The organism is Mannheimia indoligenes (assembly GCF_036880405.1).
GTDB classification, from domain to species: Bacteria; Pseudomonadota; Gammaproteobacteria; order Enterobacterales; family Pasteurellaceae; genus Mannheimia; species Mannheimia indoligenes.
On record NZ_JBAJJM010000004.1, the window covers coordinates 19,503 to 38,215 of the forward strand.

Here is an 18,713-nt window from a genome sequence, read left to right on the forward strand (position 1 = left end):
TTATTAAAATCCTGCTTGCTCTTTTTAATGTTTTTCCGTAGAATTGCAACCCTATTTTTATGAATTAATTTAGTGCCTAAACGCAAAAGCAGATGGCACATAGCGGAGTAAATATGTACGCAGTTTTCCAAAGTGGCGGCAAACAACACCGTGTAAGCGAAGGTCAAGTAGTTCGTTTAGAAAAACTTGAAATCGCAACTGGTGAGAAAGTTGAATTCGATTCAGTTTTAATGGTCGTTAATGGCGAAGATGTTAAAATCGGTGCACCGGTAGTTGCTGGTGCAAAAGTAGTGGCTGAAGTTGTAGCACAAGGTCGTGGCGAGAAAGTTAAAATCGTTAAGTTCCGTCGTCGTAAACACAGCCGTAAACAACAAGGTCATCGTCAGTGGTTCACAGAAGTGAAAATCACTGGGATTCAAGCATAATTTCAGAGGAGATCTAGAAGATGGCAACTAAAAAAGCTGGTGGTTCAACTCGCAACGGTCGTGATTCTGAAGCTAAACGCCTTGGTGTTAAACGTTTCGGTGGTGAATCTGTATTAGCAGGTAGCATCATTGTTCGTCAACGTGGTACTAAATTCCACGCGGGTTCAAATGTAGGTATGGGTAAAGACCACACTTTATTTGCAACTGCAGACGGTAAAGTTAAATTTGAAGTGAAAGGCGAGAAAAGCCGTAAATATGTAAGCATCATTGCTGACTAATCATTTCAAAATCAATAAGAGACCTCGCCAATGGCGGGGTTTTTTTATATCACCATATTTCCAGAATATAGAAAACATAGAATAGAAAAAGGAATTTCAACAATGAAACAACGACCTTTACTTGGTTTTTCTCTGGCATTAATTGCAGCGATGACGTGGGGAACCCTACCAATTGCTGCACAGCAAGTTCTGAAAGTTATGGATGCACAAACGTTAGTGTGGGTGAGATTTGTCGTTGCTTCAGCCGGATTATTACTGATTTTGGGATTTGCAAAACGTTTACCAAAATTGACCGCTTGTAGCAAAAAAGAATTCAGCTTAATATTGTTAGGCGTATGCGGTTTAGCGGCTAATTTCTTCCTATTTGCAGAAGCCTTGCACTACGTTTCGCCTGTTACTAACCAAGTCTTGTGGCAGTTAGCCCCATTTTCAATGATTCTATTAGGTGTCTTGCTATTTAAGGAAAAGTTCGGTTTTTTCCAAAAGCTTGGCTTTATGTTATTGATTGCCGGTCTTATTGCTTTTTTTAACGATAAATTTGCTGAAATTTTGCAATTTAATACCTATGCTCTCGGAGTATTGCTGAGTGCCGGAGCCAGCTTGATTTGGGTATTATATGGTGTGGCTCAAAAGTTATTATTAGCGAAATTCAACTCCCAGCAGGTGCTATTTATTATTTACATTGGTTGTTCATTACTGATGTTGCCTTTTGCTACACCGGCACAATTAGGCGAGCTTGAAGGTGGATTTTTATGGGGATGTTTTATCTATTGTTGCTTGAATACCTTGATTGGCTATGGTTCTTACGGTGAGGCGTTAAATCATTGGGATACCTCAAAAGTGAGTATTGTAACTACAATGCTCCCAATTTTTACGATGATATTTTCCAACATTAGCCATTATTTTTATCCTCATATTTTTGCCGAACTAGATATGAATTGGATAAGCTATCTTGGAGCATTCGTGGTAGTGGGAGGAGCAATTTTAGCAATTGCTGGTGATAAGTTATTTAAACGAGGGTGAGTATACAAGCGGTTGTAAATTGATAAAAATTTACAACCGCTTTTTGTTTAAATGACGTGTAGTGTTTCTAATGCGTATAAAATACCGTCTTCTTCAATCGGTTTTGTAATGAAATCTGCCACAGCCTTCAGCTCAGGTTCGCCATTGCCCATAGCCACACCGAAGCCGACAGTCGGTAACATTTCCATATCATTAAAGCCATCTCCAAATGCCATTGAGCTTTCAATATCAATCCCCAATTTTGCCAGCACATCTTGAATACCACGAGCTTTGGAGTTCTCTTTTCTTAGAATATCCACCGCATTGGGGTGCCAGCGAGCCTCTTTTAAATCATTTGCAAAAATTCCGCTATTTTCGACCGCTTGTTGTTGCTCTTTGGTATAAAACAGCAGCATTTGCACAATATGCTCTTTTTCGTGGTAGTGCGGATCAATCAAATAATTCGGCGTAATCGGTAAAACCGCTTCGTGAACGATAGGATTAGTTTCAGAAACCGCAATCGTCATCGGTGTTACGAAGGCATAAATAATGCCTAATTCATTAGCTTTGCGAATAATTCGCTCGATTTGCTCACGGCTGAGGGAATAATCGCTAATAAGCTGATCTTTATAGAAATTATATTGCCCATTAATCGTAACGAATAATTCAAAGCCTGTTTCGGGATTTAAATAGGGTTTCAAGGCTTCAGGGAAACAACCGTGATTTCTGCCTGTGGCGATAGCAGGAATAATCCCTTTTGCTTTTAGGCGAGGTAAAACTTGCTCGGTAACAGAAGTAGGAATGTAGGCTTTATGCTTTACATACAAGGTTTCATCAATATCGAAAAAAACAATTTTAATTGGTTTTTGAGGTGTGTTCATCTGCTTTTCCTTTATATTGCCAATAGTAAGATTTTACTCTTTTTTCGAGAAAGATCACAAAAATAGTCCGAAAAAAGCGACTTAAGTTTGATAATCTGCAAAGAAAAGGAGGAAAGATGAATGTATTCGGCTTTCGTTGTTTTCACTGTGATAAATCATTGGCAGTTGGTATTCACGGATTTTGCAGCATTTGCCAAAAGCAAATGAAAAAGCAACCTTACTGCACTCATTGTGGAATGAGTTCTTTAGCATACCGTGATTATTGCGGCTATTGTTTAAAAAATGAACCCAAGTGGCAAAAATTAGTGCGAGTGGGGGAGTATAAACCGCCGCTTTCTCATTGGATACATCGCTTTAAATTTCAGCAACAATATTGGCTTGATCAAGCCCTTGCTCGACAATTGCTTTTAGCTATAAAACAAGCTCAACGGGAGCAAGGTTTGAGATTGCCGGAAGTGATTATGCCCGTGCCGTTATTTTGGCAGCGATATTGGCAGAGAGGTTTCAATCAAAGCGAATTGTTAAGCCATTGGTTAGCTAAATGGCTAAATATTCCGTTGGATAATCAAAGTTTAATAAGGCAGCGGAAAACTATTTCTCAACGAGATCTTAGTGCAGCACAACGCCGTAAAAATTTAAAAAGAGCTTTTAGCTATCAACCTATCAGAGAGTATAAGCGAGTAGCGATTGTTGATGATGTACTTACAACAGGTTCAACGCTGAATGCAATTTGTACCGAGTTATTGAAATGGAATGTTGAAGAAATTCAAGTTTGGGTGTTAGCAAGGGCTTAATATTATTTCTTTATTTGAAATAATATATTTTAAAATTGATGGATTATCAAATAAATGTTTTCCTTTAAAATACGCCCTCAATTGTTTAGTTACTTTTATTTTTTAAGGAAAGCTTATGAACTCAACTTTAAACAACTTACAACCGCTTGCTCTTTTAATTACCCGTATCGTAGCAGGTTATATGTTCTTACTTCACGGCACAGCAAAATTCTTTGAATTCCCAATGTCGATGACCAACGGTAACGGCAGTGTACCACTCTTCTCAATTTACGGTGCGGCAGGCATTTTAGAAATTGTAGGCGGTATCTTCTTTATTTTAGGTTTATTTACACGCCAAACTGCATTTTTGCTTTCAGGTATGATGGCGTATGCGTTTTTCATCGTACACGGTGCACAAGGTAATGTATTATTACCATTATTAAATGGTGGCGAGTTAGCCGGTCTTTATTCAGTATTATTCTTAACCTTTATTTTCATCGGTGCAGGAAAATATTCACTCGATGCGAAATTATTTGGTAAAGCGTAATTCCCATTAGCTAATAATACAAGCGGGCAGATTTGGTAAAAAATTTACAAAATCTGCCCGCTTGTTTTTTGTTTTATGAGTATGTAATTAGATTAACACATTCGCTACTGTAATACCCACAATACAAGCAGTAATCACACCTACTAAACCTGGAGCCATAAAGCTGTGGTTGAAGTAGTATTTACCGATTTTAGTTGTGCCTGTTACGTCAAAGTTCACGGTTGCGATATCTGACGGATAGTTTGGGATAAAGAAGTAAGCATAGGTTGCCGGCATTAAACCCACTAATAACGGAGCCGGTAAGCCCATTGCAATCCCCACCGGTAATAACATTTTTGCAGTTACCGCTTGGCTGTTTACCACCACAGACACCGCAAACATTGCGAAAGCAAATGTCCAAGGTTGGGCTTGAACCATTTCCATTACGCCTGCTTTAAATGCCGGCATTGCGTGCGTAAAGTAGGTATCGCTCATCCACGCAATACCGAAAATTGCAATTGCGGCAACCATACCTGATTTAAATACCACACCATTTGGTACTTTTTTCGGATCGGTTTTAGTTAAGATTAAGATTAAACCACCAAAGGTAAGCATTACAATTTGGATAATTTGATCCATACCGGCTACTTTGCCTGTTGCAGCTACTGTTGGTTTAATGCTTGGAATCATTGCAATAACTACAATAGTCGCAATTGCAGCTAAGAATAGATAAACTGAGTTTTTCGCACTTGCCGGTAATTGTTCATCTAACGAAGTTGCACTGGTTTGTTCAATTTGTTTGCGTAATTCCGGGTCTTGCATACGACGTTGGAATTCAGGATCGTCCTCAAGCTCTTTACCGCGACGTAAGCTATATAAAGACATCGCAATGACACCGCAGAAAGTTGCGGTAATAGTTACTCCTACCACATTTAAAAGCGTAACACCTTCAAAGCCCGGTAATTTAGTAATTTCAGTTAAATAATAAGCAACCGCTGCAGATAACGGGCTACCGGTAATCCCTAATTGAGAGGCAACAGATGCTGCTGCCATTGGGCGTTCCGGTCTGATTTTATTTTTTAAGGCAATATCGCCGATAATCGGCATAATTGAGTAAACAGAATGCCCTGTACCTAACATCAACGTCATCACATAGGTAACAAGCGGACCTAAGAACGTAATACGTTTAGGGTTGTTACGTAAAATGCGTTCTGCAATCTGCAACATAAATTTTAAACCGCCAGCTGCTTCAAGGATAGAAGCACAGGTTACAACGGCTAAAATCACTAACATAACGCTGATTGGCGGAGCGGAAAGTGGCATTCCTAAGAAGAAAACTTCCACGAATAAACCAATACCTGACACAACCCCTAAACCGATACCACCATAACGGCTACCAGCGTATAAAAATGCTAATAAGAGCAAAAATTCTGCATAAAGCATAAGAACCTCAATTTAAAAATAATCACTGGAAATAAGTATACTCGAATTATTTTTTTAAACTTTGAAATAAATCAAAAATTACTAACTCTAAAGAGGTGGGTTGATGAAAATTTAATTTCTTTTTTAGAAAAATAGATTACTAAGCAATTAATAGATAACTCACTTGAAGGCAAACGGTTGCTCTGATAGAATTTGCGGAACAAAAATTTAACCAAAATGAATAATTATTCATTTTAAAAGGTGTTATGAAAAGCTACTTTTACTCATTAATTAATGTTTTCGCACAAAGCCATTTTGGTGGCAATCCAGTTGCGGTATTTTATGAAGCAGATGGATTAGATGACAGCCAAATGCAGCTTATCGCCCGTCAGTTTAATCTTTCCGAAGTCGTTTTTATTCAATCTCCTACCTATTTACAAGCGGTCAAAAAACTCAAAATTTTTACGCCTGATTATGAAATGCCTTTCGCAGGACACCCAACCGTTGGTGCAGCTTTCGTTTTACATTCGCAACTCAATCTGCCTGATGAATACCTTCTTGAAACCAATGCAGGTTTAGTAGAAATTCAACATCAAAATAATGAAGTTATCTTTGCATTAAAAAATGGAGCAAAGTTGGAAAGTACCCCTCTAAGCCGTGCCGAATGTGCCGATATTTTAGGACTTGAGATTAGCGATATCGCTTGTGAACCTTGCTATGTAAACACCGGCGTAGAGCAGTTGTTGATTGAGTTATCGTCCCCACAAGCGGTCGAAAATTGCAAAATAAATGCAAATTTATTTATAGGTAATAGAGCAATTAAAGATAGTCTCTATATTTGGCATAGAATGGGATATAAAGTAAAAGCCCGATTGTTTTTTACTGCACAAGGTGCGGTAGTGGAAGATCCGGGAACAGGCTCAGCTGCGGCAAATTTGGGCGGGTGGCATATTGCAAAAGGGCTAACACCATTGAATGTTACTATTTCTCAAGGTGATGAAATAGATAGACCGAACCGTTTGTCTTTAAGTGTTGATGAGAAGCACACTATCTTCGTTGGCGGTAAAGCAATTTTAGTGGGTAAAGGAGAATTTTATTTACCGTAAAATTTTGGTTGCTGTCAGCTGAATTATTATGCAATAATTTTGCATATTTTTATTTTAATGTTTACAGGGAGAAACAAAATGGCGTTTAACTTAAAAAACAGACATTTATTAAGTTTAGTAAATCACACCGAGCGTGAAATTCGCTTTTTATTAGATTTGGCTCGTGATTTAAAACGTGCGAAATATGCAGGCACAGAACAGCAAAAGTTAAAAGGCAAAAATATTGCGTTAATTTTTGAAAAAACCTCCACCCGTACCCGCTGTGCTTTCGAAGTGGCGGCTTACGATCAGGGGGCTCACGTTACTTATATTGACCCAACCTCTTCACAAATCGGGCATAAAGAATCAATGAAAGATACAGCCCGTGTGTTGGGTAGAATGTATGATGCAATTCAATATCGTGGCTTTAAACAATCGGTGGTGCAAGAGCTTGCCGACTATGCAGGCGTGCCGGTGTTTAATGGTTTAACCGATGAATTCCACCCAACCCAAATGCTTGCCGATGTTTTAACGATGATTGAAAATTGCGAAAAACCGTTAAGCCAAATCAGCTATGTTTATATTGGCGATGCCCGCAATAATATGGGCAATTCTCTATTATTAATCGGGGCGAAATTAGGAATGGACGTTCGTATTTGTGCTCCGAAAGCCTTATTGCCTGAAGAAGCTTTAGTTGAAATGTGCCAAAAATTTGCAGCGGAATCAGGGGCAAGAATTACCGTAACTGAAGACATTGAGAAAGCAGTTAAAGGTGTAGATTTCGTACATACCGATGTTTGGGTTTCAATGGGTGAGCCGTTAGACAGTTGGGGCGAACGTATTGATTTATTAATGCCTTACCGAGTAACGCCTGAATTAATGAAATTGACCGGCAATCCTAAAGTAAAATTTATGCACTGCTTGCCGGCATTCCATAACTGTGAAACCAAAGTTGGTAAAGAGATCGCTGAAAAATATCCTGCATTAGCAAACGGTATTGAAGTAACCGAAGAGGTGTTTGAATCACCCGCGAATGTAGCGTTTGAGCAGGCAGAAAACCGAATGCACACGATTAAAGCGGTGATGGTGGCAAGTTTGGCTTAGTTGAAATTAAAAGCGGATTATTAAAAAATAATCCGCTTTTTCGTTATTTAAACATCAAATATTTCATACTGAAATTATCTACCATATAGCCAATATTATCTTCAAACTGAAGTCGAATATCACTCAATGATAACACCACACTACCTAAATCAATGTTGAGTAGGTCGGATTTTATGTTTTCCAATACTTCATATTGATGCGTTTGCGTAATGTCTAACTTGTGTTTAGCAAAAATTTTTCGTACTTCATCGTCTATATTAAATTGAATTTCCGGCTCAATGCCTTTAAAGGCAATGATAAACTCCGTCGGGGCTTTTATTTCATCACAGGCTTGGGCGGTTTTGGTATAATTATCCGCATTAAATTCATTAGTGGTAAAATCATAACCTTGATAGATTAACGTTTGGCACTGATTTCTATCTTCTTCGGTTCTTCGAGTATAGATATGGGTTGGGCGATAAAACCTTCTCTCAAGAACAATAAACTCTTTTACATTTTCCATATCGGTTTTGGTTAAGCGAATAGGGCTGAGATCAGAGGTTTCAAAGATGCGTGGATTCTCATTATAATCTCTCTCGCTAATCAGTTCATAAGATGACTCAATACCATATTTTTCTTTAAATTTTTCAGAGTGAAATTCTCTTGCAACATAACTTACCATTGAATTAAAACGTTCAATTTCAGCACGGTTATCGTCTAGTGATTGTTTATGTTTAAATACGGCTTCTTTATCGATTTTATTATTCTTATCTAGCAAGTTATGTTCTTTCAAATAGCGATCTAAACGCTGGGTTTGGTCTTTAATCGCCATTTGTTGTGGGTCTAAAACAAATACTGAAATCAAAATGACTGCAATCGAAACCGCAGAGAATAAGCGGTATTGAGCGAAACGTTGTACTAGTAATAATCCATAACAGATGGATAAAGTAATAGCTCCAATCGCTAAATAAATACGGGCTTCAGTTAAGCCATAATTGCTTAGGCGAATGTAAATGGCATACCACACTAAAGCGAGTGGCAATAAGGCTAAATAAACATAGTAACGATAGAACCACTGCCATTTTGCATTTTGTAACAATAATTGCACCGCTTGTATTGCCAAACCAATAGTTAAATAGGGGAATGCAACGTTTGCCACCACGCCATTTGGCATTTCGCCTCTGATAATAATATAAACCACATAAGCATAAATAATGGTGGTATAGATAATTAACGCCGGTGATAAAATCCAGTTTAGTAACATTTCACCGACTCGATTTAAATAGGTGGAGTCATCCGCAGATCTTTGGTGTTCAAGTGTTAGAAATAGAACAGGGAAAGCCCAAACAATAGAAAATATCCAGAACCGCTCGAATAGAGAGTAGTCATAACTATTGAGGTTAAATAGCTTGGTAATGGCAAATGTAATCGCACTTAATGCTGCAAAAATAATCGTTGCTAATACAAAAGCAAAGCCAATATTTACTAATTTATTGACCGTTTCACGGACAAAATATGTATTATTTTTATGCCAATGTTGGCTGATTAAACATAAGAAAGTACAAAGCATTACAGCCCAATAACGGGAATCTTTAATAAGTTCAAGTTTGATTTCAGTAAAAAACAAGGCAATTGCAATCGGCAACAGAAGTAAAAGCCAATAAGCTTTGGTGCTGCGTGCTAAATAAAGCATCATAAAGCAAATTGGAGCAAGGGCAATTAAGTTTTGAAAAGTTTTTAATGAATTATATTCGCCCCCATAAGGCAGCAATATTGATGTTACATAGGTTACGAATAAAATTTCAATCGGGTGCTGAATAATGGCATTTTTTACCATAGTGCCGAAGTGTTTTAATTTATCAAACATAAATATTTCCTAACCAATTGTGAGAGAATAAGAAAGCCTATAGTTTATAAAACTATAGGCTTTCGTTTATAACCAACCTTTACGTTTAAAGTAAAGATACGGTGCTGAGGCGGCGATAATCATCAAACCAATCGCCATTGGGTAACCATATTTAAAGCCCAATTCAGGCATAAATTCAAAGTTCATTCCATAAGTGGAGGCTACTAAGGTTGCCGGCAGGAACATCACCGACACCACCGAGAAGAATTTCATAATGCGGTTCTGCTCAATATTGATATAACCCATTGCCGCTTGCATTAAGAAGTTTACTTTTTGGAATAATGACTCATTATGCGGTTGTAGGGATTCAATATCTCGCATAATATCTCGAGCTTGCTCAAGCTGGTTATTCGGTAAGCGTGTTTTACGCAATAGGAAACTTAAGGCTCGCTGGGTATCCATCAAACATAATCGCACTTTTGAGCTGGCATCTTCAAATTCAGTTAAGCGAGAAAGTGCATCGTTAAAGTTATCTTTTTCTTGTTTACCGTCTAAAATCACACGGCTTAATTTTTCCAAATTCGCATAGACCTCCTCAATTACGTCTGCCAGCTGTTCGATTTTGGTTTCAAATAAGTCGAGCAACAATTCATAAGCGTTACTGTCAATTAATTTTTCACGGCGTGAACGCATACGATACAGGCGAAATGCCGGTAAATCTCGATCACGAAACGTGAATAAACGCCCATCACGAATAGTAAAGGCAACGGTAGCAATATCCGCATAGCCACCATCATCTAAACAATAAAAGAATGAGTGCAAGTGTAAGCCGTCTTCATCTTCAAAAAAGCGGGCAGAAGCTTCTAAGTCTTCTAATTCGTGTTCTTCAGCAAGGGTTTGGTCTAAACGGTTTTCTAACACGCTTCTTTCAGCTTCAGAAGGGTCGATGAGGTCGATCCATATTGCATCATTGAGTAGGGTTGGGTTAGTTTCATCAACGCTGACTAAGCGTGCGTTATCCAGTCCAAAAGCACGGATCATATTAAGCTCCGAATGGTTAGGAGGCTAGGACAAAAAGGAACAAAGATACTAGGCGAGTATTACCGATCTTGTCGGTAATTTGAGGTTAGACAAGATAGGTTAAAGAGTTAAGTATCGACTATGGCTGTCCAAAATGTGTAATCCTCAAGAAAAAATAATGTACGAATGTTACAGAATTTAGGTTTTTTAGTCAAGTAAGCGGAGGTTTGCTTGGAAAATTGACAATGCTACAAGCGGTGATTTTTTTGATGAAATTTGCAAATTATTAAGGAAAAATGACCGCTTTTTTGCTATGGTTACACCTAAATTTTAATGAAAGAGAATGAGCTATGAATAACGTTCAGCAACCAGAACAAATTGAAAAATTAGACCAAGCTACAGAAACCACTCACTTCGGTTTTAAAACTGTTGCTAAAGAAGAAAAACAGCAGCTCGTGGCGAATGTGTTTCACTCGGTGGCAGGTAAATATGACTTAATGAATGATTTGCTCTCATTTGGTATCCATCGTGTGTGGAAGCGTTTTACCATTGATTGCAGTGGCGTTCGCAAAGGGCAAAAAGTGCTGGATTTAGCTGGCGGTACGGGGGATTTTACCGCAAAATTTTCCCGAATTGTGGGTGAAACAGGCGAAGTGATTTTAGCGGATATCAATAGCTCAATGCTTGAAGTCGGGCGGGAAAAACTACGTAATTTAGGTGTGGTCGGCAATGTGAGTTATGTACAGGCAAATGCGGAGTGTTTGCCGTTTGCCGATAACACCTTTGATTGCATTGTGATTAGTTTCGGTTTGCGAAATGTTACCGACAAAGACAAAGCCCTACGTTCAATGTTCCGCGTGCTAAAACCAGGCGGTCGCTTACTTGTATTGGAATTCTCAAAGCCGATTATTGATCCGATCAGCCAACTTTATAATTTCTATTCTTTCAATATTTTGCCGAAAGTGGGTGAAGTGGTGGTAAATGATGCGGAAAGTTACCGCTATTTGGCAGAGTCTATCCGTATGCACCCAAAACAAGATGAGCTGAAAGCAATGATGGAAAACGCCGGCTTTGATAGCGTAAATTACTATAATTTAAGTGCGGGCATTGTGGCGTTACACAGAGGTTATAAATTTTAGCGATGTTAAATGAACTTAAACAACAATTGATGTTTCCTCAATTTGCTTTTGGGTTGATTGAAACGGCATTTAATGCGTTACTTAAACGCTCACCACATATTGAACCTAACCTACGTAAATTAACAGGAAAAGTGCTTAAAATTGAACTAATTTCGCCCAAAATGGATTTTTTTATCCTGTTTGGTGAAAATCGAACAGATTGGCTAGGTAGCTATGAAGGCGAGCCAGATTGTTCTGTACAATTGGCGTTTGAAACACTCCCTAAACTGGCAGATAAACAAAAACTCACCGACTTAATCAATAATAAATCGCTCGTGCTAAATGGCGATATTCAGGTGTTGCAACATTTCACCACGTTACTTGAGCAGTTAGAAAAAGACCCTGCGGAGTTGCTTTCCCCTTTTATTGGTGATGTATTAGCACAAACTTCAACCGATTTTGCGAAAAAGATGGCAGGTAAAATTAAATCTCAGTTCGAGCTAAATAACCAACATTTGGTTGATAATTTAATGCAAGAACGCCCTGTGCTCGTTCATCGCCTGCAAGCAGTGAATTTTTACGACCAAGTTGAAGAACTTGCCCAACAAGCGGTTAAATTAGAGCAAAAATTCGCAAAATTACTAGATAGCTCTAATTCTTAATAGTGAACGCAGTGCGTTCACTATTTTTAATGGGACAAATGAGCTAGAATTGTAGTGAATTAACGACTTTTTCAAAAATCGGCTCAAATTTGCCTTTTTCAGGAGTGTGGTAGGAAAGAGTCAAAAGGACTTTTCTTTGATTCCGTTCATCATAAAAATTATAGATAAAAACAGACCAATTACCTGTTCGGTTGTAACTGATTAAGATCCCAGTTCTAGGCTCTCTGTTTAAAATTCTAACATAGACATTTGATACTGATAATGCAGATGGCATTGTGTTAATTAATACATTCTTGGTTTCGTTTTCAAGCTCTCTACGTTCTTGGGAAGAGAGAGTTTCTAATTTATGATTAATACCAGTATAGGTGTTTTTATCTTTTTTATAAGATAGACGTAAATTTGCTCCTAAGCCGTTATCACCACATCTCATTGATAACAAAACTGTGCTTGTAAAACTAGTATAAGGAATTTTTGGAAATGATGCTTTGGCTTCTTTTCTTACTGATTGTATTTCTTCCTCGCCCAAAATTCGGCAACCAGTTGGGGTTTTTAATGAAATACCTTTTTCTGAAAAAGTGGTAAATTCCGTTGCCCGAGAATACGTTGGAATTAGCAAGATGCACATAAGCATTACATTTTTAAACATAACTACCTCACTATATTTATGGTTAGTTCTAGTAAACTATAATTGAGATTATTTCTTTTTCCGATTATTAAAATAAAACACAATTGAAACAGCTAAAAATGTAATAAATAATATCTTCACTAAGTCCATCACTAATTTAAATGATTCCATCTTTAAGCCTCCTTAATTTCTTCAATTTTAACTAATTCAAATTCAGTTTGGTCACCAAAACGATAATGAAGTAAGTCAGTAATATATTCTTTGGCTTGTAAAATAGCTTTTTCTGTATTTTCAGCCTTCACAAAATGAAAAGAACGATCTGCATGTTGTTCGGTATAGGTATATTCAATTAAATAGACCATAAATTACACTTCCTAGATATAAATAGTTTAAGATAAGATTTACTAGAACTAGTGCTTTCTCTGTCAAGAGAAAGCACACGAAGTGTACACTTCGTGTGTCTTGTCACTGTAAAAATAAATACAAGCCTACGTCTTTAGCTGCTTTTTTGCTAAAATCTTACCAACTTCTATTAGATTAATATTTCAATGAACATCAAAAATCTTAACCGCTTTTACCATATTATCCGCACTTTTCTTCGTTATGGCATTGAGGAAGCTATTCCGAATTTACCGATTACCCGCAAAGTAAAGCTAGGGCGTAAGGCTTTGTTTTGGGTGAAGAATCAACATCCAGACAAACCTTACGGTGTACGTTTACGTTTGGCGTTGCAAGAGCTTGGACCGGTTTGGATCAAACTCGGACAAATGTTAGCCACCAGACGCGATCTGTTTTCCCCCGAGCTTGCCGATCAACTTGCGTTATTACAAGATAATGTTGAGCCTTTTGATGGCAAAATTGCTCGTCAAATTATGGAGCAAGCATTAGGTGGTTCTCTCGAAACGTGGTTTGAAAATTTTGATGAAACGGCGTTGGCATCTGCCTCGATTGCTCAGGTTCACACGGCAAAATTTAATCAAAATCAACCGCTTGCAGGCAAAGATGTGGTGTTGAAAGTGATTCGTCCGGGCATTGAACCTGTTATCAAAGCGGATTTGGAGTTAATGTATAAAATTGCTCAACTGATCCCAAAATTATCAAATGATGGCAAGCGTTTGCGTGCGGTCGAAGTAGTTAGAGAGTACGAAAAAACGATTTTAGACGAGCTGGATTTACGCAAAGAAATGCACAATGCTGTTCGGCTGAGAGCTAATTTTGAAAACAGTGAAATGCTCTATGTGCCGGAAATGTACCAAGATTTCTGCCATAAAAATCTGATTGTGATGGAGCGGATTTACGGTATTCCTGTATCCAATATTGCCGAGCTTGAAGCAAATGGAACAGATATGAAATTACTTGCCGAACGTGGTGTGCAAGTGTTTTTCACCCAAGTGTTTCGTGATAGCTTTTTCCACGCAGATATGCACGCCGGTAATATTTTTGTTAGCCGTGAACATCCGCACAATCCGCAATATATTGGCATTGATTGCGGTATTGTCGGCACGCTAAACCATAACGATAAACGCTATTTGGCGGAAAGTTTTGTGGCGTTTTTTAACCGTGATTACCGCCGTGTGGCGTTAATGCACGTGGAGTCGGGTTGGACGCCGCCGGATACCGATATTGATAAATTTGAACAAGCTTTCCGTGAAGTGTGCGAGCCGATTTTCGCCAAGCCGTTGTCTGAAATTTCATTTGGACACGTTTTGCTGAATCTGTTTAATGTGGCTCGAGAATTTAATATGGAAGTGCAGCCGCAGTTAGTGTTGTTACAAAAAACCTTACTTTATATTGAAGGCTTGGGTAGACAGGTTTATCCACAGCTTGATTTATGGCAAACGGCAAAACCGTTTTTACAAAATTGGCTGAATGAGCAGGTGGGCGTAAAAGCGATGATTCGGGATATTAAGCAGCGTTTGCCGCAATATCGTGAACATTTTGCCGAATTTCCTGAGGCGATGTTTAAAGCCTTGCAGCAACAGAAACAGATCAACTTTAGATTGGCGGAAATTAATGAGAGTTTAAAAGACCAAAATTCAAGCAAAAATAGCCGTTTTATTACGCTGTCGATTTCGCTAATTGTGATCCTCGGCACATTTTGGAAATTTGAATCTTTGCCTCTGTGGCTGAGTGTGTCATTATTAACCATATTTCCGCTGGCGTTGATTTTGAGCCAACGCAAATAAGCGGTCGTTTTTTATAAATTTTTTGCAAAATCCCTTTTTTATATGTCAAAGTAACATATAATGAATGGAGTTTTACTTTATTTATTCCCAATTAAATGAAAGGAGTTTTTATGGGTGGTATTAGTATTTGGCAACTTCTGATTGTGGTTGCAATCATCGTGTTACTTTTCGGTACAAAGAAATTACGTACTTTAGGTTCTGACTTAGGTGAATCAGTAAAAGGCTTCAAAAAAGCAATGTCTGATGAGAAAAAAGACGCAGGATTTGATAACGTTGAAAAAGTTGAAGTGAAAGAAAGAGTTTCAACAGAGCAACAACAAACCGTTGTAAAAGATAAAGAGCAGGTTTAATTCGTGTTTGATGTAGGTTTTTCTGAATTAGTACTGATTATGATTGTGGGCTTAGTGGTGCTAGGTCCAAAACGTATGCCGATTGCGATTAGAACCGTGATGGGCTGGGTGGGTACAATTCGAGGTTTAGCCGCAAACGTGCAAAATGAATTAGCTCAAGAACTTAAATTGCAGGAATTAAAAGACAGCATTAAAAAGGCGGAAGAGCTTAATTTGAGTTCCCTTTCGCCTGAATTGAGTAAAACCGTAGAAGATTTGAAAAACTCGGCGACTCAGTTGCAAGATTCGATTAATTCTGCAAAAAATGAGTTTGATAATAATGCTGCAACATCGGCAACAGTACCAAAACTGAGCGATGAGCAGGTGGCAGAAATTCAACAGAAAATTGAGCAGGAAAGCCAAGAGCTAGAAGCTCAAGAGTTGCAAAAAACAGTAGAAAATCAACCGCTTGCAGTTGATGATTTATCTGAGCAATTACCTGCTTCTAAAGCAGACAGCGAATTATCGCCGGATGAAATTGCAGAATTAGCTGAAATGGAAGAAGCACTGGTGGATATGTCGGCTTACTACCCACCAGATGACGATTTAGCAACTCCGGCTACAGCTACAACGGAAACAGCGAAGAAATCGGAGGCAGAGTATGGCAGAAGTTGATGAATCTCAACCGCTGATTTCGCATTTGATTGAACTCAGAAACCGATTATTACGTTGTTTTATTTGTATTTTAGTCGTTTTTTGTTGCTTAGTTTATTGGGCAAACGATATTTATACCCTATTGGCAACCCCTTTAACAGAGAACCTGCCTGAAGGTGCAACGATGATTGCAACCAATGTTGCAACGCCGTTTTTTACACCAATTAAATTGACTATTGTTGTGTCGGTGTTTTTGTCTGTGCCTTTTATTTTATACCAAGTTTGGGCTTTCGTTGCCCCTGCGTTGTATAAGCAGGAAAAACGCTTAGTTTACCCACTATTGGTTTCAAGCACCTTGTTGTTCTACTGCGGTGTGGCTTTTGCTTATTATGTGGTATTCCCATTAGTTTTCGGCTTCTTAACCTCAACTGCCCCTGAAGGGGTAACAATGGCAACCGATATCAGTAGCTATCTAGATTTCGTTTTAACCATCTTTATGGCATTTGGTATCTGTTTTGAAGTGCCTGTGGCAATCATTTTATTATGCTGGGCGGGTGTAACTACACCTGAAGATTTAAGAGAAAAACGCCCGTATATTATCGTGGCTGCTTTTGTAATTGGTATGTTTCTCACGCCACCCGATATTTTCTCTCAAACCTTATTAGCAATCCCAATGTGTTTGTTGTTTGAAGTCGGTGTGTTGTGTGCCAAATTCTATCGTCCGAAAGACGATGATGACGCATCAGAGCAGGTTGCACAGTAATAATTTTGTTAAAAAAGGCATAGCACCTGTGGCTGTGCCTTTATTCTTTTTAGGAAATTTAAAATGCAAGTAATTCAATCTCAATTCCCTCTACGCCGTATGCGTCGTTTACGCAGACACGATTTTAGCCGCCGTTTAGTGGCAGAAAACCAATTAACCGCAAATGATTTAATCTATCCTGTGTTTGTGATTGAAGGTGAAAATCAGCGTGTGCAAGTGCCTTCAATGCCGGGTGTAGAGCGTTTAACTATAGACCAACTTTTAGTTGAGGCAGCAGAGCTTGTGAAATATGGTGTACCTGCTGTGGCTCTTTTCCCTGTGGTGGGCGATGCGAAAAAATCGCTAATGGCAGAAGAGGCTTATAACCCTGAAGGCTTAGCTCAGCGTGCAGTACGTGCATTAAAAGCAAAATTTCCAGAGTTAGGTGTGATTACTGATGTCGCCTTAGATCCATTTACCACGCACGGGCAAGACGGTATCATTGATGAAACGGGTTATGTATTAAACGATATTACCACTGAAGTGCTGGTAAAACAGGCGTTATCACACGCAGAAGCAGGAGCAGATATTGTTGCTCCAAGTGATATGATGGACGGACGCATCGGCGAAATCCGTGAGGCGTTAGAGGCTAACGGTTTTATCAACACCCAAATTATGGCGTATTCCGCAAAATATGCCTCAAACTACTATGGTCCATTCCGTGATGCGGTAGGTTCTGCCGGCAATTTAAAAGGCGGCAATAAATACACTTATCAAGTTGATCCTGCGAATGGTAACGAGGGTTTACACGAAGTCGCAATGGATATTCAAGAAGGTGCGGATATGGTAATGGTAAAACCGGGTATGCCTTATTTGGATATGGTGTGGCGTGTAAAAGAAAACTTTGGTGTGCCAACCTTTGCCTACCAAGTTTCCGGTGAATATGCGATGCATATGGCAGCAATTCAAAATGGTTGGCTAAAAGAGCGTGAGTGCATTATGGAAGGCTTGCTCTGCTTCAAACGAGCAGGAGCAGACGGTATTTTAACCTATTTCGCGAAACGTGTGGCGAAGTGGTTATATGAAGATGCACAATCAAAATAATTGATGAACGACAAGCGGTTAGATTTGCAAAAAAATTTACAAATTTAACCGCTTGTATCTTATTTACACTCGTTATTTATACTAAGTCAAACAGTAAAAATTCTACGTCATCTTGAGCGTTAATTTCTAACAAATCTTCTTGGCGAATGCCTAAGGCATCGCTTGTGGTTAGCTCAACGCCATTTACAGTTAAATTTCCTCTTACTACTTGTAACCAATAGCTGCGGTTGCGGTTAAGCGTAACTTGCTCTGTTTTTGTTGTTGGGTATTGGTAACGCCACAATTTCATATCTTGATAAATTTTGAATGAGCCATCTTCTGCGTTTGGTGAAAGAATTAAGCTTGCCCCCTCTTTCGGTGCAAATTTGTCTTGGCTGTAGCGTGGTGTAACATCTTTTTGATTTGGGATAATCCAAATTTGGTAAAGGTGCAGAGTTTCTTCCGAAGATGGGTTTACTTCAGAATGGAAAATCCCTGTACCTGCCGACATAATCTGAAATTCTCCCGCTTTCACTTCAGTTTTATTGCCCATACTGTCTTCGTGAGCGACACGCCCACTTAATACATAAGTTAAGATTTCCATATTATCGTGTGGGTGCTTGCCAAAACCGTAATTTGGTGCGATGAAGTCCTCGTTAATCACGCGTAAATGGGAAAAATGGATATGTTTTGGGTCGTAATAATTGGCGAATGAAAAAGTGTGATAGCTCTCAAGCCAGTCGAAAGATCCATTGCCACGTTCGTTTGCTTTTCTAAGTTGTAACATAATATATTCCTTATTTGTGTGTTTTGTTGTGCACAGTTTACTCTGTTGTAAAAATAGATAAAGGGTTATTTTATGGATTAATTATTTTCTATTAGTAAATAATTTGCAAAAAAGAACCGCTTGCATTTTCCTTAAAAAACGTTATGATTACGCCCCCTTGAGTTCCCTTACCTCAAGTTGTTGTTT

General features: G+C 38.6%; 21 protein-coding genes. 14 read left to right on the forward strand and 7 right to left on the reverse strand.

Going from position 1 to position 18,713, the window contains the following annotated elements; translation table 11 throughout:
* Positions 1–113: 113 nt before the first annotated feature.
* The 3 genes from rplU (at position 114) to V6W77_RS02725 (ending at position 1,726) form a co-directional block, all read left to right on the forward strand.
* Complete coding sequence (rplU, locus tag V6W77_RS02715; protein ID WP_025218095.1) at positions 114–425, forward strand: 50S ribosomal protein L21; 312 nt, start codon at positions 114–116, stop codon at positions 423–425.
* Between the two features lie 20 nt (positions 426–445).
* Positions 446–703: a 50S ribosomal protein L27 gene (gene rpmA / locus V6W77_RS02720; protein ID WP_006249511.1), complete on the forward strand. Its 258-nt coding sequence runs from the start codon at positions 446–448 to the stop codon at positions 701–703.
* Between the two features lie 102 nt (positions 704–805).
* A complete protein-coding gene (locus V6W77_RS02725) occupies positions 806–1,726 on the forward strand; it encodes a DMT family transporter (protein ID WP_334253717.1) in 921 nt (306 codons plus the stop codon).
* Positions 1,727–1,773: 47 nt separating this feature from the next.
* Here V6W77_RS02725 and V6W77_RS02730 read toward each other — a convergent pair whose 3' ends face one another.
* Positions 1,774–2,586, reverse strand: a complete 813-nt coding sequence (locus V6W77_RS02730; protein ID WP_334235137.1) for a Cof-type HAD-IIB family hydrolase — start codon at positions 2,584–2,586, stop codon at positions 1,774–1,776.
* Positions 2,587–2,702: 116 nt separating this feature from the next.
* On the opposite strand from V6W77_RS02730, the gene V6W77_RS02735 reads away from it, so the two are divergent.
* Together V6W77_RS02735 and V6W77_RS02740 are read left to right on the forward strand one after the other, a co-directional pair.
* On the forward strand, positions 2,703–3,380 hold the full coding sequence (locus V6W77_RS02735; RefSeq protein ID WP_334253718.1) for a phosphoribosyltransferase family protein: 678 nt from the start codon (positions 2,703–2,705) through the stop codon (positions 3,378–3,380).
* 115 nt (positions 3,381–3,495) lie between these two features.
* A complete protein-coding gene (locus tag V6W77_RS02740; protein WP_334229613.1) occupies positions 3,496–3,906 on the forward strand; it encodes a DoxX family protein in 411 nt (136 codons plus the stop codon).
* An 87-nt stretch (positions 3,907–3,993) separates the two neighbouring features.
* Here V6W77_RS02740 and V6W77_RS02745 read toward each other — a convergent pair whose 3' ends face one another.
* Entirely contained in the window at positions 3,994–5,328 is a 1,335-nt protein-coding gene (locus V6W77_RS02745) for an anaerobic C4-dicarboxylate transporter (protein ID WP_025236732.1), read from the reverse strand.
* A gap of 245 nt (positions 5,329–5,573) precedes the next feature.
* Here V6W77_RS02745 and V6W77_RS02750 point away from each other — a divergent pair, with 245 nt between their 5' ends.
* The gene (locus V6W77_RS02750; protein ID WP_334253719.1) at positions 5,574–6,413 is read left to right on the forward strand and encodes a PhzF family phenazine biosynthesis protein; all 840 of its coding nucleotides are present in this window, start codon (positions 5,574–5,576) and stop codon (positions 6,411–6,413) included.
* A gap of 78 nt (positions 6,414–6,491) precedes the next feature.
* Positions 6,492–7,496 (forward strand): ornithine carbamoyltransferase, encoded by a 1,005-nt coding sequence (locus V6W77_RS02755; RefSeq protein ID WP_283386808.1) that lies wholly within the window; start codon positions 6,492–6,494, stop codon positions 7,494–7,496.
* A gap of 43 nt (positions 7,497–7,539) precedes the next feature.
* Here V6W77_RS02755 and V6W77_RS02760 read toward each other — a convergent pair whose 3' ends face one another.
* Both V6W77_RS02760 and corA read right to left on the reverse strand, forming a co-directional pair.
* The gene (locus V6W77_RS02760) at positions 7,540–9,342 is read right to left on the reverse strand and encodes a DUF4153 domain-containing protein (RefSeq protein WP_334253720.1); all 1,803 of its coding nucleotides are present in this window, start codon (positions 9,340–9,342) and stop codon (positions 7,540–7,542) included.
* Positions 9,343–9,408: 66 nt separating this feature from the next.
* Entirely contained in the window at positions 9,409–10,362 is a 954-nt protein-coding gene (gene corA, locus V6W77_RS02765) for a magnesium/cobalt transporter CorA (RefSeq protein ID WP_025236728.1), read from the reverse strand.
* A gap of 329 nt (positions 10,363–10,691) precedes the next feature.
* On the opposite strand from corA, the gene ubiE reads away from it, so the two are divergent.
* Together ubiE and V6W77_RS02775 are read left to right on the forward strand one after the other, a co-directional pair.
* Positions 10,692–11,480 (forward strand): bifunctional demethylmenaquinone methyltransferase/2-methoxy-6-polyprenyl-1,4-benzoquinol methylase UbiE, encoded by a 789-nt coding sequence (gene ubiE, locus V6W77_RS02770; protein WP_283386810.1) that lies wholly within the window; start codon positions 10,692–10,694, stop codon positions 11,478–11,480.
* Positions 11,481–11,482: 2 nt separating this feature from the next.
* The gene (locus V6W77_RS02775; protein ID WP_334253721.1) at positions 11,483–12,121 is read left to right on the forward strand and encodes a ubiquinone biosynthesis accessory factor UbiJ; all 639 of its coding nucleotides are present in this window, start codon (positions 11,483–11,485) and stop codon (positions 12,119–12,121) included.
* A 43-nt stretch (positions 12,122–12,164) separates the two neighbouring features.
* On the opposite strand, the gene V6W77_RS02780 is transcribed toward V6W77_RS02775, so the two are convergent.
* Together V6W77_RS02780 and V6W77_RS02785 are read right to left on the reverse strand one after the other, a co-directional pair.
* On the reverse strand, positions 12,165–12,767 hold the full coding sequence (locus V6W77_RS02780) for a hypothetical protein (RefSeq protein ID WP_334253722.1): 603 nt from the start codon (positions 12,765–12,767) through the stop codon (positions 12,165–12,167).
* A 152-nt stretch (positions 12,768–12,919) separates the two neighbouring features.
* A complete protein-coding gene (locus tag V6W77_RS02785; RefSeq protein ID WP_334253723.1) occupies positions 12,920–13,108 on the reverse strand; it encodes a hypothetical protein in 189 nt (62 codons plus the stop codon).
* Positions 13,109–13,294: 186 nt separating this feature from the next.
* Here V6W77_RS02785 and ubiB point away from each other — a divergent pair, with 186 nt between their 5' ends.
* The 5 genes from ubiB to hemB all read left to right on the forward strand — a co-directional run bounded on the left by ubiB (position 13,295) and on the right by hemB (position 17,761).
* Complete coding sequence (gene ubiB, locus V6W77_RS02790; RefSeq protein ID WP_334253724.1) at positions 13,295–14,932, forward strand: ubiquinone biosynthesis regulatory protein kinase UbiB; 1,638 nt, start codon at positions 13,295–13,297, stop codon at positions 14,930–14,932.
* A 110-nt stretch (positions 14,933–15,042) separates the two neighbouring features.
* On the forward strand, positions 15,043–15,282 hold the full coding sequence (gene tatA / locus V6W77_RS02795; RefSeq protein WP_025342164.1) for a Sec-independent protein translocase subunit TatA: 240 nt from the start codon (positions 15,043–15,045) through the stop codon (positions 15,280–15,282).
* A 3-nt stretch (positions 15,283–15,285) separates the two neighbouring features.
* Positions 15,286–15,936 (forward strand): Sec-independent protein translocase protein TatB, encoded by a 651-nt coding sequence (gene tatB, locus V6W77_RS02800; protein WP_334253725.1) that lies wholly within the window; start codon positions 15,286–15,288, stop codon positions 15,934–15,936.
* Entirely contained in the window at positions 15,923–16,678 is a 756-nt protein-coding gene (gene tatC / locus V6W77_RS02805; protein WP_025236722.1) for a twin-arginine translocase subunit TatC, read from the forward strand. The genes tatB and tatC overlap by 14 nt, the downstream gene beginning before the upstream one ends.
* A gap of 63 nt (positions 16,679–16,741) precedes the next feature.
* Entirely contained in the window at positions 16,742–17,761 is a 1,020-nt protein-coding gene (hemB, locus tag V6W77_RS02810; RefSeq protein ID WP_025236721.1) for a porphobilinogen synthase, read from the forward strand.
* 76 nt (positions 17,762–17,837) lie between these two features.
* Here the strand turns inward: hemB and V6W77_RS02815 are convergent, their stop codons facing one another.
* Complete coding sequence (locus V6W77_RS02815) at positions 17,838–18,527, reverse strand: pirin family protein (protein WP_334253726.1); 690 nt, start codon at positions 18,525–18,527, stop codon at positions 17,838–17,840.
* Positions 18,528–18,713 lie beyond the last annotated feature (186 nt).

Excerpts from the sequence above, each read along its gene's own strand:
- V6W77_RS02785 (WP_334253723.1), bottom strand. The coding sequence starts at position 13,108 with ATGGTCTATTTAATTGAATATACCTATACCGAACAACATGCAGATCGT.
- V6W77_RS02750 (WP_334253719.1), top strand. The coding sequence starts at position 5,574 with ATGAAAAGCTACTTTTACTCATTAATTAATGTTTTCGCACAAAGCCAT.
- rplU (WP_025218095.1), top strand. The coding sequence starts at position 114 with ATGTACGCAGTTTTCCAAAGTGGCGGCAAACAACACCGTGTAAGCGAA.
- hemB (WP_025236721.1), top strand. The coding sequence starts at position 16,742 with ATGCAAGTAATTCAATCTCAATTCCCTCTACGCCGTATGCGTCGTTTA.
- tatC (WP_025236722.1), top strand. The coding sequence starts at position 15,923 with ATGGCAGAAGTTGATGAATCTCAACCGCTGATTTCGCATTTGATTGAA.
- V6W77_RS02780 (WP_334253722.1), bottom strand. The coding sequence starts at position 12,767 with ATGTTTAAAAATGTAATGCTTATGTGCATCTTGCTAATTCCAACGTAT.
- V6W77_RS02760 (WP_334253720.1), bottom strand. The coding sequence starts at position 9,342 with ATGTTTGATAAATTAAAACACTTCGGCACTATGGTAAAAAATGCCATT.
- V6W77_RS02775 (WP_334253721.1), top strand. The coding sequence starts at position 11,483 with ATGTTAAATGAACTTAAACAACAATTGATGTTTCCTCAATTTGCTTTT.
- rpmA (WP_006249511.1), top strand. The coding sequence starts at position 446 with ATGGCAACTAAAAAAGCTGGTGGTTCAACTCGCAACGGTCGTGATTCT.
- tatA (WP_025342164.1), top strand. The coding sequence starts at position 15,043 with ATGGGTGGTATTAGTATTTGGCAACTTCTGATTGTGGTTGCAATCATC.
- V6W77_RS02740 (WP_334229613.1), top strand. The coding sequence starts at position 3,496 with ATGAACTCAACTTTAAACAACTTACAACCGCTTGCTCTTTTAATTACC.
- V6W77_RS02745 (WP_025236732.1), bottom strand. The coding sequence starts at position 5,328 with ATGCTTTATGCAGAATTTTTGCTCTTATTAGCATTTTTATACGCTGGT.
- V6W77_RS02755 (WP_283386808.1), top strand. The coding sequence starts at position 6,492 with ATGGCGTTTAACTTAAAAAACAGACATTTATTAAGTTTAGTAAATCAC.
- ubiE (WP_283386810.1), top strand. The coding sequence starts at position 10,692 with ATGAATAACGTTCAGCAACCAGAACAAATTGAAAAATTAGACCAAGCT.
- V6W77_RS02815 (WP_334253726.1), bottom strand. The coding sequence starts at position 18,527 with ATGTTACAACTTAGAAAAGCAAACGAACGTGGCAATGGATCTTTCGAC.
- corA (WP_025236728.1), bottom strand. The coding sequence starts at position 10,362 with ATGATCCGTGCTTTTGGACTGGATAACGCACGCTTAGTCAGCGTTGAT.
- V6W77_RS02735 (WP_334253718.1), top strand. The coding sequence starts at position 2,703 with ATGAATGTATTCGGCTTTCGTTGTTTTCACTGTGATAAATCATTGGCA.
- V6W77_RS02730 (WP_334235137.1), bottom strand. The coding sequence starts at position 2,586 with ATGAACACACCTCAAAAACCAATTAAAATTGTTTTTTTCGATATTGAT.
- ubiB (WP_334253724.1), top strand. The coding sequence starts at position 13,295 with ATGAACATCAAAAATCTTAACCGCTTTTACCATATTATCCGCACTTTT.
- V6W77_RS02725 (WP_334253717.1), top strand. The coding sequence starts at position 806 with ATGAAACAACGACCTTTACTTGGTTTTTCTCTGGCATTAATTGCAGCG.